Source organism: Alteromonas sp. a30 (assembly GCF_026788005.1).
GTDB lineage: Bacteria > Pseudomonadota > Gammaproteobacteria > Enterobacterales > Alteromonadaceae > Paraneptunicella.
On record NZ_JABEPE010000007.1, the window covers coordinates 62,750 to 79,432 of the forward strand.

Consider the following 16,683-nt stretch of genomic DNA (forward strand, 5'->3'; position numbering starts at 1 on the left):
TTGCTACCTTGGTATCAATTATAGCGTAAAATTGGATATTATTGTTATTATAGTGACAGAGTTAGAGGCTGTTTGTTGAGTCGCTTTCTCTTTGGTATTGTTACCAAGTTGATCCATCACCACTTCGTTTGCGAAATCTCATCGGACTTTATTGTATTTGTTTAATTAGCCTAATAACCAAACAGAGATAAGCCTATTTCTTTTGTTCTGCACTTGAGCGAAAAATTGCATACTGGTTTGGGCGATTCCATCATAATTAGAGTCACTAACTGTATTCATCTAAACCAAAAAGAGGGGAATTCCCCTCTACTTCAACAACTCCTTCCTGACAATTTCTGCTCCGGTGCTTAACGCTTGTAACTTGCCGTTTGCCACATGGCGCGATAGCGGGGCCATGCCGCAGTTGGTGCAGGGGTAGAGTTTGTCGGCGTCCACGTATTGCAAAGCTTTGCGTAGGGTGTCGGCAACCTCTTCTGGGGTTTCAATGTTGTTGCTGGCTACGTCGATTGCACCCACCATCACTTTTTTGCCGCGCACCAGTTCAATCAGTTCCATGGGTACGCGCGAGTGTTGGCATTCCAGCGAGATAATATCAATGTTCGAGGCTTGTAATTTGGGGAAAATTTCCTCGTATTGTCGCCATTCTGAGCCTAAAGTTTTTTTCCAGTCGGTGTTGGCTTTAATGCCGTAGCCATAGCAAATATGCACCGCAGTTTCGCATTTCAGCCCTTCTACGGCGCGCTCTAATGTAGCGATACCCCAGTCGTTTACGTCGTCGAAAAAAACGTTAAAGGCGGGTTCGTCGAACTGAATAATATCCACGCCCGCTGCTTCCAATTCTTTAGCTTCTTGATTGAGGATTTTGGCAAATTCCCATGAGAGCTTCTCGCGGCTGTGATAATAGTCGTCGTAAAGCGTGTCTATCATGGTCATGGGGCCGGGCAGCGCCCATTTTATTGGTTGAGTGGTTTGTTTACGTAGGAATTTGGCGTCTTCCACAAATACCGGTTTTTGGCGCGATACTTCACCTACCACCACCGGCACGCAGGCGTCGTATCGGTTGCGAATTTTCACGGTTTTGCGGTTTTCAAAGTCGACGCCGCTTAAGTGTTCAATAAAGGTGGTGACAAAGTGCTGACGAGTTTGTTCGCCATCGCTCACAATGTCGATGCCTGCCAGTTGTTGTTCGTGTAACGACACCCGCAGCGCATCTTGCTTGCCATCTGCCAGTTCTTGTTGTTGCAGTTTCCAAGGCGACCAAAGGGTTTCGGGTTCGGCAAGCCAAGACGGTTTAGGCAAACTGCCCGCGGTAGACGTGGGTAATAGTGTTTTCATTGTTAATTCTTCACAGGTGATAGATTATTGGGGACAAGTCTTTAAAGCGCATAATTTTCAGACCACTGCGCCAAAATCGCTTGATAAGGCTTAATAAAGTGTTCTTCTGTGAACTTACCTTGGGCAATAGCAAGTTGGCTGCGCTCTTCTCTGTCGTACACAATTTGCGTGAGTGAGTGGTCCACGTTCTTCAAATTAGGCTGATAGCAGTTTCCCGCAGGCGCATTGGCGTTATAAATTTCGGGACGATAGATTTTCTGGAAGGTTTCCATGGTGCTAATAGTGCTAATCAGCTCAAGGTTGGTGTAGTCGTTGAGCAAATCGCCAAAGAAGTAAAACGCCAGCGGCGCAACGCTGTTTGGCGGCATAAAATAACGTACTTGCAAGCCCATTTTTTTGAAATATTGCTCAGTTAAAGACGACTCATTCGGCAAGTATTCAAACCCCAAAACCGGATGCTGATTTTCGGTGCGACGATACACTTTGTTATCGGAAACACTTAAGCAAATAACCGGTGGCTTGCTAAAGTGTTGCCGGTAGGTTTGTGAGTTCACAAAATAGTTGAACAGCTTGCCATGCAAATCGCCAAAGCCATCGGGAATGCTAAATTGCGCTTGGTTTTTATTATGATTAAGCAGCAACACGCTGAAATCGTAATCGCGTACATAAGAAGAAAAATTGTTGCCAACAATGCCTTCAATACGCTCGTTGGTGTGATGATCAACAATATTGGTTTTCAGCACTTCTATGGACGGAAAGCTTTGTGTGTTGCCTTCAATAGTCATCTCCACAGAAATAATCTCAAGCTCAACGCCGTAACGGTCGCCTTTAGGATTATCCCAATGCGCCAAGGCGTTAAACCGATTGTCGATCATCTTTAATGCGTTACGCAGATTCGCTTGGCGGCTTTCCCCTCGCGCTAAATTGGCAAAGTTGGTAGTCATTCGCGTGTTGCTCGATGGCTGATAATGCTCATCGAATGCTTCGCGCTTAATGGTAAAGGTAAAGTCTGCTGTTTTCATGATTCGGTACTTCGTTTGCTGAGATAATCTTGCGTTAATTTCCATTAGTGATTGCCAAACTAAATAGCTGTGTTTAATTATCAGTCACCCATAGAGATTTATCGCAAACTCGCCGTGGATACTTCCATGTAGGCTCCGCAGCCGCTTCCCTGCGGCTGAGGGTTTGCTCCTAATTCTCTACAGGTGACTGATAGTTTGGAACGGGTATTTAGCTGATTGCTAAACTAGCAACGTGCTGACCTTTATTTTTATACCCGCCATATTCCATGAATAAAAATGGTTTAATTTCATTAAATCATGAATAAATTACATAGTTTGGTGAAGTTAATGACATAACCACTTCGAAAGTCAAAAGCAGAGAGACTTGGTTTCCGGTTAAGTAAGCACTCGAATCTCAGTTTATTGCCATTTTCCTTATTTTGGATCACGTTTTAGATGTAGTGTTTGCGCTATCTGAGCTATAAAATTAGCGGACAAGTATCAGTCATTTTTGATGGAGACTCTCTGACAATGGATTATCGTATCATCGTACGATTGGTGGCGGTTTTACTGGCTGCTGTGTTAGCGTTTTTGGGGTGGAGAATTTTCGAACAAGAGTCGCTACCTCATTATGTTATTCAAAGTAATGGTCGAATTGAAGCCGTTGAAATTGATATTGCCGCTAAAAATAGTGGACGTTTAGAATCCCTTCTGGTGAGTGAAGGTGAGTTTGTTGATACGGATCAGGTTGTTGCTTTAATGGATATTCGTTCGCTCGAGGCAGAATTATCTCAAGCGAAAGCGCAGCTTAAACAAGCCGAAACCGCTGTTATTACGGCAGAAAGTCAGCTTTCATTGCGTCGAAGCGAAAAAGCATCTGCGCTAGCCATCGTTGCGCAAAGAGAAACCGAACTCAACGGCGCCAAGAATAAGGCTAACCGACTGATTAAGCTTGCTAAATCAGGATTCACGTCCGAACAATCCATTGACGATGCAAAAGACAGTGTTAAGAGCGCAAAAGCGGCCTTAACAGCGGCACAAGCTCAGGCTGAGTCGGCCGAGGCCGCTATATCAACCGCATTAACACAAATCGATAGCGCAAAATCTTCTGTAATAGCAGCACAAGCCGCGATTCAAAAAATTCAATTAGAAATTGATGATGGGCATTTAAAAACCCATGCCAGCGGCCGTGTGCAATATATTGTTGCTCGTCCCGGAGAAGTGGTTGCAGGTGGTGGGCGCATACTTAATATTGTTGATTTAACCGATGTTTATATGAACTTCTTCTTGCCTGCTGGTTATGCTGGGCAACTCGCTATGGGCGACGAAGTGCGTTTGATTCTAAATGCTGCGCCGGATTATGTTATTCCGGCCTCTATTTCGTTCATTGCAGATGTGGCGCAGTTTACGCCTAAAACGGTGGAAACAGAGAACGAGCGCGAAAAGCTGATGTTCCGAGTGAGAGCCAGAATATCGCCAGAGCTGCTACAGAAATATATTCAAAAAGTGAAAACGGGTCTCCCCGGTGCTGTTTACATTAAAGTCGACGCCGCGCAGCCTTGGCCAGAATCACTACAACATAATCTATTGAATTAGTTTGCGTTATGAAAACCGATAGTGAATGGGTGGTTCAGTTAAAGGGTGTTAGCTTGCGCTACGCCGATAGCGTTGCCCTCGATAGTATTTCTTTAGATATTGCTTCAGGAAAAATGATTGGCTTAATCGGGCCTGATGGTGTGGGCAAATCAAGTGTGTTGTCTTTGATTTCTGGCGCTCGGGCAATTCAAAAAGGCGAGGTTCATGTTTTTGGTGGTGACATGTCTGATGCGCGCCATCGTCGGCGGGTGTGCCCTACGATAGCCTACATGCCCCAAGGATTGGGGAAAAACCTGTACGAAACCCTTTCGGTTACTGAAAACCTCGATTTTTTTGGCCGGTTATTTGGTCATGCCGCAAGTGAGCGCAAGCGCCGTATTAACGATCTACTAAAAGCAACTGGCTTAGCAGATTTTGAAAAACGTCCCGCTGGCAAATTATCCGGCGGGATGAAGCAAAAGTTGGGTTTATGCTGTGCGCTGATTCATGATCCCGAGTTATTGATTTTAGATGAACCGACAACCGGCGTTGACCCATTATCACGTCGGCAATTTTGGGAGTTGATAGCGCGTATTCGGCAAAATCGCCCCCATATGACCGTATTGGTTGCTACAGCTTACATGGAAGAAGCCGCCAAGTTCGACAGCCTTGTGGCAATGGATGAAGGCAGAGTATTAGCAACTGGAACGCCACAAGAATTGCTCCTGCAAACTCAAAGTCAGCGCTTAGAAGAAGCCTTTATTCGTTTGTTGCCTGAGTCTAAAACGGCGGGATACAAACCCGTTGAAGTTAAAAAGCGACAAGCGTCGGATGGTCAACATATAGCCATTGAAGCTAAGCATCTCTCAATGCGTTTTGGCGATTTTACCGCCGTTGATAACGTTAGCTTTTCAATTCATCAAGGTGAGATTTTTGGCTTCTTAGGTTCCAATGGTTGCGGCAAAACCACCACCATGAAAATGCTAACCGGGCTATTACCGGCTTCGGAAGGGAAAGCGTGGCTGTTTGGTCAAGCGGTTGACCCTGACGACTTAGATACGCGGCGTCGTGTGGGCTATGTGACTCAATCATTCTCATTGTATTCAGAACTAACAGTGTGGCAGAACTTGGAGCTGCACGCGCGTTTATATGGGATAGAAGAATCACAGGTGTTTGAGCGTGCGCATGAAATGGTTGAAAAATTTGGTCTGCATTCGGTTAAAAATAGCTTGCCGAGTGCATTACCGTTAGGGGAGCGACAACGGCTTTCCTTAGCGTCTGCCATGATCCACAAGCCTGAAATGTTGATTTTGGACGAACCAACCTCAGGCGTAGACCCGCTCGCTCGTGATGAATTCTGGCGTATTCTGATTAGCCTAGCGCGGGATGAAAATGTCACCATCTTCATTTCCACACATTTTATGAATGAGGCAGAGCGTTGCGACCGTATATCCCTTATGCACGCTGGGAAAGTGTTGGTGAGTGATGCGCCTGATGCGATTATTCAAAGGAAACAATCAGAAAGCCTTGAAGATGCGTTTATTTGTCATCTTGAAGAAGCGCTTGAAGAAAATAAAACAGAACCAGACGCGCCTGAATTAAACAGCACGAACATGCTGACGAGCGACATTACTGAACGAAAAGTCTCAAAAATAAGCTTGCGGCGCATGTTCAGTTATACCCGTCGGGAAACACTTGAGCTCATTCGTGATCCCATTCGCATGTCGCTGGCGGTATTAGGCAGCGTTATCTTGATGCTGGTGCTTGGATACGGTTTGAATATGGATGTAAACAACCTGAAATTTGCGGTACTTGACCAAGATAAAAGTGCAACCAGTCGAGATTATGTTTTAAGCCTCTCCGGTTCTCGGTATTTCACGCAAATGCCGCCTTTACAGCGCTATGACGATATAGACAAACGCATGAAAAGCGGCGAGATCAGTTTAGCATTGGTGATTCCAGTGAATTTTGCACGGGATTTAGCCCACGGCGACAATGTTGAAATTGGCGCGTGGATAGATGGCAGTATGCCGCAGCGAGCTGAAACAGTGCGCGGGTATATGGTTGGCATTCATGCACAGTGGCTTAAAGCGAAGATACGCCAAATTTATGGCGATGCGGCGGCAGCCTCGAATGCAACAATCGAAACTCGCTTTCGCTATAACCCTGAAATGAACAGTTTGCCTGCGATTGTGCCTGCGATTATTCCGATTTTGTTGATGATGATTCCCGCCATTCTCAGCGCGTTATCCGTTGTTCGTGAAAAAGAACTCGGGTCCATTATCAATCTTTATGTGACGCCAATTAGCCGTTTAGAATTTTTGATCGGCAAGCAGTTGCCCTACATTGCTTTGTCGTGGCTGAGCTTTTTGTTGTTGGTGGTGATTGCGCTAACCGTGTTTGAGGTGCCAATAACAGGCAGTTTTCTGGCGCTAAGTGTAACAGCATTGGTGTATGTATCAGCATCAACAGCGCTAGGGTTGTTGATGTCGACCTTTGTGAAAAGCCAAGTTGCAGCACTTTTTGGCACGGCTATCGTTACCATGTTGCCGGCAATTCAGTTTTCAGGGTTAATACATCCCGTTTCCACCTTGTCTGGCGCAGGACGCTTTATTGGCGAGGTGTATCCTACAACCCATTTTGTCACCATCGCTCGGGGAACATTTTCAAAAGCATTAGGGTTTGCCGATCTCTACGCCTCTTTCGTTCCGCTGCTCTTATCCGTTCCCATTTTAATAGGGTTTACCGTCATTTTATTGAAGAAGCAGGAATCGTGATGAGAAGGGAGTTACGTAACATTTATCAGTTAGGCATTAAAGAATTACGCAGTTTGCTGCGCGACCCGATAATGCTGCTATTGATTCTGTTTGCTTTTACCTTCTCGGTTTATACAAAGGCGACATCCATGCCGGAAAACCTGAACAAAGCGACGATAGCGGTTGTTGATGAAGATAGGTCAACGCTTTCACATCGTATTACAGATGCGTTTTATCCTCCTTACTTCTTATCACCCGAGGTCATTTCTGCGGAGCAAATGGACGCCCGAATGGATGCGGGTTTAGATACCTTTGCATTATATATTCCGAACAACTTTGAGCGCGATATATTGGCAGGGAAGCAAGTTGTCATTCAATTAAATGTTGACGCAACCCGCATGAGCCAAGCCTTTACCGGAAGTGGATACATCCAATCCATCGTCAATGCAGAAATTGACGAATATTTAAATGGTTATCGTTCTAATAGCGCCATGCCCGTTAACCTAACATTGCGCGCGCGCTTTAACCCAGAACTAAGCAATGTGTGGTTTGCATCAGTCATGGAAATCATCAATAGCATTACCCTTCTGTCAATTATATTGACAGGCGCAGCGCTGATTCGAGAGCGGGAGCATGGCACCGTTGAGCATTTGTTGGTGATGCCAGTCACGCCATTTGAGATTATGGTGAGCAAGGTGTGGGCGATGGCTTTTGTGGTTATATTGGCGTCGTTTTTCTCCCTTACGGTGGTGGTTCAATGGCTGCTTGCCGTGCCGATTGCAGGTTCATTAGGGCTGTTTTTCCTTGGGGTTACGTTAAACCTATTTGCCTCAACCTCTCTTGGTATCTTCTTAGGAACTATCGCGCGCTCCATGCCGCAATTTGGTTTGCTGATGTTTATGGTGTTATTACCTCTGCAAATTCTTTCCGGCTCAATGACACCGTTTGAAAGTATGGCAGAACCAATTCAGTGGATAATGCAAATTGCGCCAACCACCCACTTTGTGGCCCTTGCTCAAGCAATATTGTATCGCGGTGCCGGATTAACCATTGTTTGGCCGCAGTTTTTAGCGCTCACCATTATCGGGGCAATACTGTTCTCGCTGTCGTTAATCTGGTTCAGGAAGTTTTTAAGCAAAATGGCATAGTTGATGCTTGATTTTAAAGGTAAGTGTCAAAAAATTTATATAGCGCTTTTTGTTTCTCTATACGACTTGGCGCTTAAACGCATAACGATGAATTAACATCAGCCGATTAAGTTAGGTGTATTTTCGGTTAGGAGTTCTTATGAATATTACTCACTATCCTAATAAAACCGATCAGCAGGGTTCCGCATCGGCGTTATACGATACTCTTTTTCCTAAAAAGACCGCTTCCGATAAACAAGAGCCCGCTCGTATTTCGCTGTTAGATAAAGCGGACATTTCTGAAGACGCATTGTTAGCGCTGAATAAAGCGCAATTTTCAGAAAAAACACAAAGTCTGCTGAAATCCAGTGGAGAAAAAATATTTAGAACACTATTGGATCAATCCTCCAATGCCGCTACTCCAAGCAATTTAGCCGCCAGATTAGACAACGAAGCAGGGTTAACCTCTCAGCAGAAAAGTGAGATTGCGAATCAAATTAGTCAGCGAGAGTTTGACGCGTTCGGAAAATATGCCCAACAATCACCACCAGATTTAAAAAATTACTATGAGAACTATATTAACTATTTAGATTCGTTGTCGCCGGAGGAACGAAATTCTGAGCGTTATAAGGGGCAAAGAGAATTAGCAATTCCATTGTATGAAGCAGAAGCCCAAAAGCAGGGCGAAGAGCCGAAGGATTTTAATAAATCAGGTTCTACTTCCACGCTTTTAGATGCACTTCGGGAACACGACTTTAATATCGAAGAAAAAGCGCAGTTTAAAGCCAGAATTCATAACGATCCTAATATCGATTCTGACAATTTACTCAGCCTATTTGAACGGGCTCAATCGGTAGTGGATAACGCCAAAAACGGGAATGCTCATGCGTTTAATCGATTGGAACAAATCGCTTTCAATTCAAATTAATACAGGCACAAATGCAGTGCCTGTATCCAATTCCTTAGTTATTTAATGATAAACCTTACGTTATGCTCACCGGTAAATACATTTTGTTGTAACACCTCTACAGCGCAGTCAGATGAAGGTTCCGCTCCTCGCGAAAAACTATAGATCCCACCTAAATTAATTGTCGACCAATTAAAACGACATGAAGAAAAACGAATGACGCCTGCTTCAACCGAAGTGCCGGGCGTGTTCGAAAGATGGAAAGAAGAGCTAAATGGTTGAAGTGGATTCGGTACGGAAGGGGTAATTGACCCGCTCACATTTTGACCATCGATCAGGGTTTCTGCTTTTGATGTGGTGTTCTTAAACTCAACACTGGTTGTTAATGCGAGTGATGAGAAAGAGATCAAAATACCAGAAAGGGTAGTGAGTAGTGATAATTTAGTTTTCATTTTTAATCCTTGTAAATTAAGAATTAACTAAGAAAGCCTAAATAAAGCGCTAAGCAGCGTACAAACCTTTATAAGCTGCAAAAATTCGTATAAAGAGCTTAATGTTAACTTGGTTTTTATAAAGTGTGTTTGGGCGTTAAATAACCTATTTCCAAATAAACGTTAACGCCTGTTTAAATTAAGGTAATAGCTTCCGATTGTTAAGGATATTGAGGAGTTGCGTTTTATACGGTTTTAAGCTTATTTATATTTATGTAATTAAAAATTACCAATTCCTGACTTTGTAAATATTTAATGATATTGATTGTTCATTTTTTTGAAAAGCTTTTAATGCAAAAGATAAGGTGTCAAAATTTAATTTTTCCATAGCTGCACTCGTTTTATTAGGCAATTGTTAGCTACTCTGCATTTATATTGTAAATCAAGGACTTACCCATGGCTTCTTTTGTGCTTACTTGGCATCGCACTGATACGATTGATGTAAATGGTCAGTCTAAAAAACAGCGTAAATACAATGTTGGTGATGAAGTTGAGTGGCCTTGCAACAGTGAACAAATCAAACAAGCTGTTATTGGCGATAGCGTTTATATGATGCAGAGAGAAGTTCCTCATGACGCTGGCCTTCCCAACGGTTTATTCATGAAAGGCGTTGTTATTAAAGCCGCGTATTCCGCAACGAATTGGGATAATCCCGAGCAGCAATCAACCTTTATTCGTTTCAAAGTGGAGTCTGTTCGTGAAAATTGTGAACAAGGCTGTATTCCACAAGTGTTATTGCAAGTGACTTGCCCTGAACAGAATTGGCATTCAATTGCATCGGGCGATGCCGTTCAGGTTCAATACCAAACTACGCTTGATAAGCTTTGGGAACAAGGTGAATCGCAACACAGTTTGGCGCTTTACCTACAGTGGTTAAAACAAGAGGAATTCAGTGAAGATGGCTGGTATAAAGGCTATGCCCAAGCGTGTGAACTTGCCCAGGAGATAAAACAAACCAACACGCTTAGCGACAAAACGTTAGAAAAGCTCTGGGCAAAAGTAGCCAATGGCGTGGCGAGTGTTGGACGCGGTTTTATGTACAAAAGGGAGTTCCAAGCTAGTCACCAATTCTTAAAACAAATCACCTTTGATATTCTTAATAACCCCACTAAAGAATGCTATCAATCCGTCCTTCGTCAATGGAAAAATGAGGCGGGTTTTGAGCGCGTATTGTGGGCTGTGATCCGCAGAGTATTTGCCGTTGCTGACCCTGTACACTTAACGAGTATTGTTGGTGATAGCTATCTGAATAAGCTTTTTCCGTTGCTAAGAGAACACTTTCAAATTGATATAAAACGCACCAATTTATGGCTAGATGATAATGCGCAGCTCATTGAAAAAACCGCGCCGTATTTGCCGCAAGAAATTGACGTTATTACCCGTAATATTTTGCTTTGGTATCTTTATGAATTCTCCGTTCCCGCTTTACAGGGCAAAAAGCAAAATGGCGGTGAGAATCGCCCGCAGCAGATTGCTGAAAATACACCTCAATATCAGGATGACGACAATATGCTTTCCATGGGATTAAACCAAATTCTTTATGGCCCGCCGGGCACAGGAAAAACCTATCACACGGTTAAGTTGGCAGTTGATGCCGCCGAGCCAACGTTTCAGCCCGAAGGTGAGGGAGAAGCACAAAAACGAAAATCCTATAAACAAAAATACGACGATTTAATGCGTGAAGGCCGTATTCGTTTTGTCACCTTCCACCAAAGCTATGGCTATGAAGAATTTGTTGAGGGGTTGAGCGCAAAAACACATGACGGACAACTTAGCTATTTTGAGAAAGAGGGTATTTTTAAAACTATTTGTTATGCGGCTGAGCAAAACCTCAAGGACAGTCAAAAATCGCAGGTTGAGCTGAGTAAAGAGCAAGCATTTATTGAAGCGTTAGACGCCTTTAAGTTGTCTATGTTTGATGAAATAGACTCTTTTCCGCTAACAGAGTCGTGCGCGATATTAAGCATTGAGGCCGATGGCTTTCGATACGGAGGAGAAAATTGGCAATCCTCATTTTTAATGAAATATGAGGACTTGAAAGCGCTGCATTTAGAAGATGTAAAAGATAGGCAAGGGGTTAAGCAGTCGAGTGTTGTATCGGGGTTAGCCAAACAACATGCTTCGTATTTTATTCGTGCGTTAAATGAAATTAGAGCGCATCTACCAACGCAAACAAATGAAAAAGTACAAGTCGAAAAACAAAACTTCGTCCTCATTATTGATGAAATCAACAGAGGCAATATCTCGCAAATTTTTGGTGAGCTCATCACCTTAATCGAACCTTCCAAAAGAGCCGGGCAAAACGAAAGTTTACAAGTGGTGTTACCCTATTCAGGAAACCCCTTCTCTGTGCCAGATAACCTTTATCTTATTGGCACAATGAACACCGCAGACCGTTCTTTGGCGTTAATGGATACCGCGTTACGACGTCGTTTCGATTTTGTTGAAATGATGTCCGATTACAGCAAATTGGCGGATGATACGGGAACGCCGTATTGCATTTTTCAAGATGGGAAAGAGCTAGATTTAAGTGCATTGTTAGCACGTTTAAATCAGCGTATTACTGCCCTCTACGACAGGGAACACACCTTGGGTCACGCTTTTTTCATGCCTGTTATTGAGCGCATTATCGAGAACGATCATCAAGCGGCAATACAAGAACTCGCGCTTTGTTTTAAAAACAAAATCATTCCGCTTTTAGCTGAGTATTTCTTTGAAGATTGGGAGAAAATCCGCTTGGTGTTGGCAGATAATCAAAAAGCGTTGCGAGCGCTTCCAACGCTTATCGAAAAGCAGAGCGACAATATCCATGACCTGTTTGGTGAAAGCTATGAACTCGAGGCATTCGACGAGCACATTGCGAATTATCAGCTTGCGACGGATATTTCTGAACAATTGGAAAATGCGCTGACTTATATTCGCATGTACGATATACGTGCTTAATGTTGTTGTGATCCACCGCGAGAGTTAAGCATGGCTTCGATAGGTAAAAGCAGTGGTAAAGGCAGTGATAAAAGCAGCCTGAAGATAAGTAGTAAAGCGCGTAATCAAAGCGCGCCGTTTGCCAAATCGAATTCGAAAACCATTTCGGACGTCACCCTTTATGAATACGACTATGTGAGCACGGATGAAAAAGCCAAGCAGTCAATCAGCGTGGGTAATAAGAAAGTTCACTGGATTTCTAACTCCGCTTTTGAATACCTAAAGAAACGTTGTTTATCAGAGCAGTCGGAATCCCGCTTTTTACAACTTAGGCTTTCGCGAGGGATGGAAATGTTGCAGGTTCAAAACTACGCTGGCGTAGTGCTTTGCCCTGATGCAACACAAATTGAAATCCTGCCAAAAGTTGCACGACATAACGCTCAAGAAGATGCCAGTGTTTTGGCGAGAAAGTCGTTATTAAAGATGTTGCAGTCGTTAAAGCAATTTCGCCATATCAAAACCAACAGCGCTAACATCAATCAACAAAAAATGCCGCTGCTTGAAATCTTCATCTCGCAGTTTTTGAATTCCGTAAAGGAATTAGTGAAAAAGGGCATTAAACACGATTATCAGCGCCAACAAAGTAATAATACCTTCCTAAAAGGCAAGTTATTGCACGCTAAACAGCTCAAACATAATTTTATTCATCGTTACAAGTTTTACGTTGAATTCAACAATTATGTTGCCGATCGAGTGGAAAATAAGTTGCTGCACTCGGCGTTAAAAACCGTTGCCAGCTACACACGCTTGAACAGCAATAAGCGTTTAGTACACGAGCTTTTATTTGCCTTCGATGGCATTGAGTTGAGCCAAGATTACCAGCAGGATTTCGACGCAATAACGCCTCAACGAGGAATGCAGCATTATCAAGTTCCATTAAGTTGGGCGAAGTTGATTTTATTTGGATTCTCGCCGCAAACCATGTTGGGTGAGCATCATGCATTTTCGTTGTTGTTTCCGATGGAAGCGATTTTTGAAAGCTTTGTAGCACAGCATTTAAAGCAAATTTTGCCTAAAACATTAACGCTTTCTACCCAAGTGCAAAAGCACCACTTAGTGAGCTTTGATGGTCAAGGGTATTTTCGGTTAAAGCCGGATTTGTACCTGACTGGATTAGAAAGTAGCTTAGAAAATAATCCGGAAAATGGCCTAAAAAATGACAAAGTGATTCTAGATACCAAGTGGAAGTTGATAAACTCGGATAAAACCTCTCGCAAAGGCAAGTTTGGCTTGGCCCAGTCCGACTTTTACCAAATGCTGGGTTATGGTTACAAGTATTTAAATGGCGTTGGCAAAATGGTGTTAATTTACCCGAAAACTAGCCAGTTTGATGCGCCGCTAATCCATGACTTCTATTACGATGAGGCGCGTCAGCTAAGTTTAAAAGTCGTGCCGTTCGATATTAGTCATGATTGCTCTGAACGAATTGACATAAAAGCACTTTTAGGTGTTGTTATTGGTGAGCATAAAACATAACTTCCTTCCCCTTATTGCCCATAATTGCCTATACTAATCATCCGCTTAGCTAACCTAATTGATTCCATGAAAGCCATTTTTTGTTTGTCTTGTTTTTTGATATTTTCCCTTTCCTCAGCGCATCTTCATGCCGCGCCGCGTTTTGAGCAGGATATTGCGCCTGCCTTTTCCGATTCAGTGCAATTCGATGCCGATCAGCTTTGTGCGGTGGCGCGCAACACTTTGACGTATTTGAATCAACATCCAGACGACGCTTACGCGGTGCATGATGGTGTGGTTGCAAAGCGCGGTGCGAGTCTTGCTCGGGTGAAATACACGCTGGAATTTATTTGTGAGGTGTATGAAAGTGATGTGGAATCGGGCACACCATCGCGCTTAAACGATGCCGAATTTTTGAAAGCCAATTTTGATTTTATTCGTTGGTATCCCGACAAAGAAAAGGCAAATAAAGTGGCGAAAAAAAGCACCAATGACGTGAAAACGCGCTTGCTTAACAACATTCCGGCGCAGCAAATTTTCCTCACCAAGTATTACACTAAAATGTTGCAGGGCAGCGCCAAACGAACACCTAAATACAACCAAGCCTTGTATGCATTGCCGTTTGATGAGCAGGGGATGTCTCCTGAGCAAGCTGAAGCAAACCAATCCGCATTAACGCGCTTTACCTTTACTCGACAGCAAATTATTGATGGTGCGCTGCTAAATACAAACCTTGCGAAGCCGTTGGTGTGGATCACTGAAGAGGCGTTGCACGATGTGTTATTGCAAGGCACGGGCGTGCTGCAAGTAGCAGGCGAAACGCGCTATTTTAATGTGCATCGTAACAATGCTATTGCTTACGATTATCACCTTGGTAAAAACGAGCAAGCACGCTATTGGTATTTTGCTGAAGTACCGGGAATTATGGGCTATGGCAAGCGCATTGAAGAAAAAATTCCGTTAGCGGCGCAAGTGAGTGTGGCGGGCAATGTGCAGCAGTTGGGGTTAGGTAAGTTGTTTTTATTTGATTTTGCTAAGGACGCGGGCGATTCTTCGTTTAAGCAAAGTCGTTTGGCGGTATTGGCAGACGAAGGCGGCGCATTTACCGATAATTTATTCCAGCTCGATTTACTGGTGGGCAGCTATTATGGCTGGTCGGATTATCATCGAGAAAATAAGCATATTCCCGATTATGCGAACGCTTGGATTATGCTTGCAAAGCCACAGGTCGAGAATTAGGCGCAACTCTTAGCCGCCGTTTTTGAGTTTGGGCGTTTGCACTCCAAGCGGATTTTTAGATGGACTTCGGCTTCGAGTCACCGGTAGATATTTATCGCAAACTCGCTGTGAATACCTCCATGTACGCTCCGCAGCCGCTTCCCTGCGGCTGAGGGTTTGCTCCTAATTCTCTACCGATAACTTTGAAACTACGGTATCCAAATTCAAAAAACGGCGGCTGATTCACTTTCTCAAAGACGCTTGCGCATCCCTGCTCACTCAGGACTTTTCTTCCTGAAAACTATGCTTTGTCTTGCTTCAATCCTTCCAAATCTTTTGAAGTTTGCGCTAACCCTTGGTTCACATGAAAACCCTAGGGGTCTAGCGCTAACTAAATTTTCTTATAAAACAAACAGTTAATTTTTTCGATTGAAAAATGAACGCTGAAAAAGTGCCTAAAAACCGAGGTTAGCGCAAAATGCAGTTTCGCCCCTTGCATGTTAAGGCTTGTAGAAGGGGCAGTCGCTTCCTTCGCGGAAGCGTGGATTGAAACTGTTTGGAAGAAGGGGAGGAGGAATTTCGGTTAGTCGCTTCCTTCGCGGAAGCGTGGATTGAAACAGATTTCTCGCTTTGCGTTGCTTGATCTCCCGGCGTCGCTTCCTTCGCGGAAGCGTGGATTGAAACTAATAAAAATTATTGAATAGGCATTTTATGAAACGTCGCTTCCTTCGCGGAAGCGTGGATTGAAACAATATCACTAAACAGGGCTGTGAGATCATCCCAGTCGCTTCCTTCGCGGAAGCGTGGATTGAAACAATTTCTCCAGCTTCGCGTAATCTATTTTGTCCGGTCGCTTCCTTCGCGGAAGCGTGGATTGAAACATATTGCAATTGATAAAGACGGTTTAGGTGTAGGGTCGCTTCCTTCGCGGAAGCGTGGATTGAAACAGGCGACATCAATGTTTTATGCCAGCTCGCATGGTCGCTTCCTTCGCGGAAGCGTGGATTGAAACGAAACGTGACGGGACAGATACCACAAGCGCCGGCGTCGCTTCCTTCGCGGAAGCGTGGATTGAAACCAAAGAGTGCGGCATTAATCAAACGTCTGGCGGGTCGCTTCCTTCGCGGAAGCGTGGATTGAAACTTTTCTTCCTTTAAGTATCCCTCTTTTGGGGAGTGTCGCTTCCTTCGCGGAAGCGTGGATTGAAACCGTCGAAATTGACCCTGATTATAAGGGTACGGGTGTCGCTTCCTTCGCGGAAGCGTGGATTGAAACTATTTAGGTATAACTGTAATTTTGCGGCTAAATCGTCGCTTCCTTCGCGGAAGCGTGGATTGAAACAGGAATAAATTAATGGAAAACCAACATAAGAAAAGTCGCTTCCTTCGCGGAAGCGTGGATTGAAACGATGGCACTGTTGCCCTTTTCCAGCGCCTATCCCGTCGCTTCCTTCGCGGAAGCGTGGATTTATCCTTAGAAGCGATGAGTGATATGCCCTTTTAAAACGCTCCGAGACAGGAAGTCGAGGTGCAGCGGTCATGGATGACGAAAAGCGTGTTTTAAAAGGGCATTCACTTAGCGCAGAAGCCGCACTTAGCGCAGAAGCCGCACTTAGCGCAGAAGCCGCACTTAGCGCAGAAGCCGCACTTAGCGCAGAAGCCGCACTTAGCGAAGAAGTCGCACTTAGCGCAGAAGCCGCACTTAGCGCGATGCAGAAAAATTTTGCGCGAAGCTTTGAAAAATTAAAGCAATCCAAAGGCGCTTTCGCATCCGTGCTCGCTCAAAACTTTTCACCCCTCACTGAAAAGTATGCTTTTCGAAAGTGAATCAGCCACC

At 44.1% G+C, this 16,683-nt stretch carries 11 protein-coding genes and 1 CRISPR repeat array; of the genes, 8 read left to right on the forward strand and 3 right to left on the reverse strand.

What is annotated here, in order from left to right; all coding sequences use genetic code 11:
• Window positions 1-306: 306 nt before the first annotated feature.
• Together HJG39_RS08740 and HJG39_RS08745 are read right to left on the reverse strand one after the other, a co-directional pair.
• Window positions 307-1,335: a methionine synthase gene (locus HJG39_RS08740; RefSeq protein WP_268408546.1), complete on the reverse strand. Its 1,029-nt coding sequence runs from the start codon at window positions 1,333-1,335 to the stop codon at window positions 307-309.
• A 41-nt stretch (window positions 1,336-1,376) separates the two neighbouring features.
• Window positions 1,377-2,357 (reverse strand): DUF1852 domain-containing protein, encoded by a 981-nt coding sequence (locus HJG39_RS08745; RefSeq protein ID WP_268408675.1) that lies wholly within the window; start codon window positions 2,355-2,357, stop codon window positions 1,377-1,379.
• A 510-nt stretch (window positions 2,358-2,867) separates the two neighbouring features.
• On the opposite strand from HJG39_RS08745, the gene HJG39_RS08750 reads away from it, so the two are divergent.
• From HJG39_RS08750 to HJG39_RS08765, 4 genes are all read left to right on the forward strand, one after another.
• Window positions 2,868-3,932 carry an HlyD family secretion protein gene (locus tag HJG39_RS08750; RefSeq protein WP_268408548.1) on the forward strand — a complete coding sequence of 355 codons (1,065 nt, stop codon included), beginning with the start codon at window positions 2,868-2,870 and terminating at the stop codon, window positions 3,930-3,932.
• An 8-nt stretch (window positions 3,933-3,940) separates the two neighbouring features.
• Window positions 3,941-6,688, forward strand: coding sequence for a ribosome-associated ATPase/putative transporter RbbA (gene rbbA, locus HJG39_RS08755; RefSeq protein WP_268408549.1), 2,748 nt, complete (start codon window positions 3,941-3,943; stop codon window positions 6,686-6,688).
• Entirely contained in the window at window positions 6,688-7,815 is a 1,128-nt protein-coding gene (locus HJG39_RS08760) for an ABC-2 transporter permease (RefSeq protein WP_268408550.1), read from the forward strand. Before rbbA ends, HJG39_RS08760 begins: the two co-directional genes overlap by 1 nt.
• A 139-nt stretch (window positions 7,816-7,954) precedes the next feature.
• On the forward strand, window positions 7,955-8,722 hold the full coding sequence (locus tag HJG39_RS08765; protein ID WP_268408551.1) for a hypothetical protein: 768 nt from the start codon (window positions 7,955-7,957) through the stop codon (window positions 8,720-8,722).
• 38 nt (window positions 8,723-8,760) lie between these two features.
• On the opposite strand, the gene HJG39_RS08770 is transcribed toward HJG39_RS08765, so the two are convergent.
• Window positions 8,761-9,153: a hypothetical protein gene (locus tag HJG39_RS08770; protein WP_268408552.1), complete on the reverse strand. Its 393-nt coding sequence runs from the start codon at window positions 9,151-9,153 to the stop codon at window positions 8,761-8,763.
• 435 nt (window positions 9,154-9,588) lie between these two features.
• Between HJG39_RS08770 and HJG39_RS08775 the strand changes: the two genes are divergently transcribed.
• The 4 genes from HJG39_RS08775 (at window position 9,589) to HJG39_RS08790 (ending at window position 16,673) form a co-directional block, all read left to right on the forward strand.
• Window positions 9,589-12,135 carry an McrB family protein gene (locus tag HJG39_RS08775; protein ID WP_268408553.1) on the forward strand — a complete coding sequence of 849 codons (2,547 nt, stop codon included), beginning with the start codon at window positions 9,589-9,591 and terminating at the stop codon, window positions 12,133-12,135.
• Window positions 12,136-12,165: 30 nt separating this feature from the next.
• Complete coding sequence (locus tag HJG39_RS08780) at window positions 12,166-13,650, forward strand: McrC family protein (protein ID WP_268408554.1); 1,485 nt, start codon at window positions 12,166-12,168, stop codon at window positions 13,648-13,650.
• Between the two features lie 66 nt (window positions 13,651-13,716).
• Window positions 13,717-14,868, forward strand: coding sequence for an MltA domain-containing protein (locus HJG39_RS08785; protein ID WP_268408555.1), 1,152 nt, complete (start codon window positions 13,717-13,719; stop codon window positions 14,866-14,868).
• Between the two features lie 500 nt (window positions 14,869-15,368).
• A CRISPR array of direct repeats spans window positions 15,369-16,320; the repeat unit is 32 nt; unit sequence GTCGCTTCCTTCGCGGAAGCGTGGATTGAAAC.
• Between the two features lie 65 nt (window positions 16,321-16,385).
• The gene (locus HJG39_RS08790) at window positions 16,386-16,673 is read left to right on the forward strand and encodes a hypothetical protein (RefSeq protein ID WP_268408556.1); all 288 of its coding nucleotides are present in this window, start codon (window positions 16,386-16,388) and stop codon (window positions 16,671-16,673) included.
• Window positions 16,674-16,683: the final 10 nt, after the last annotated feature.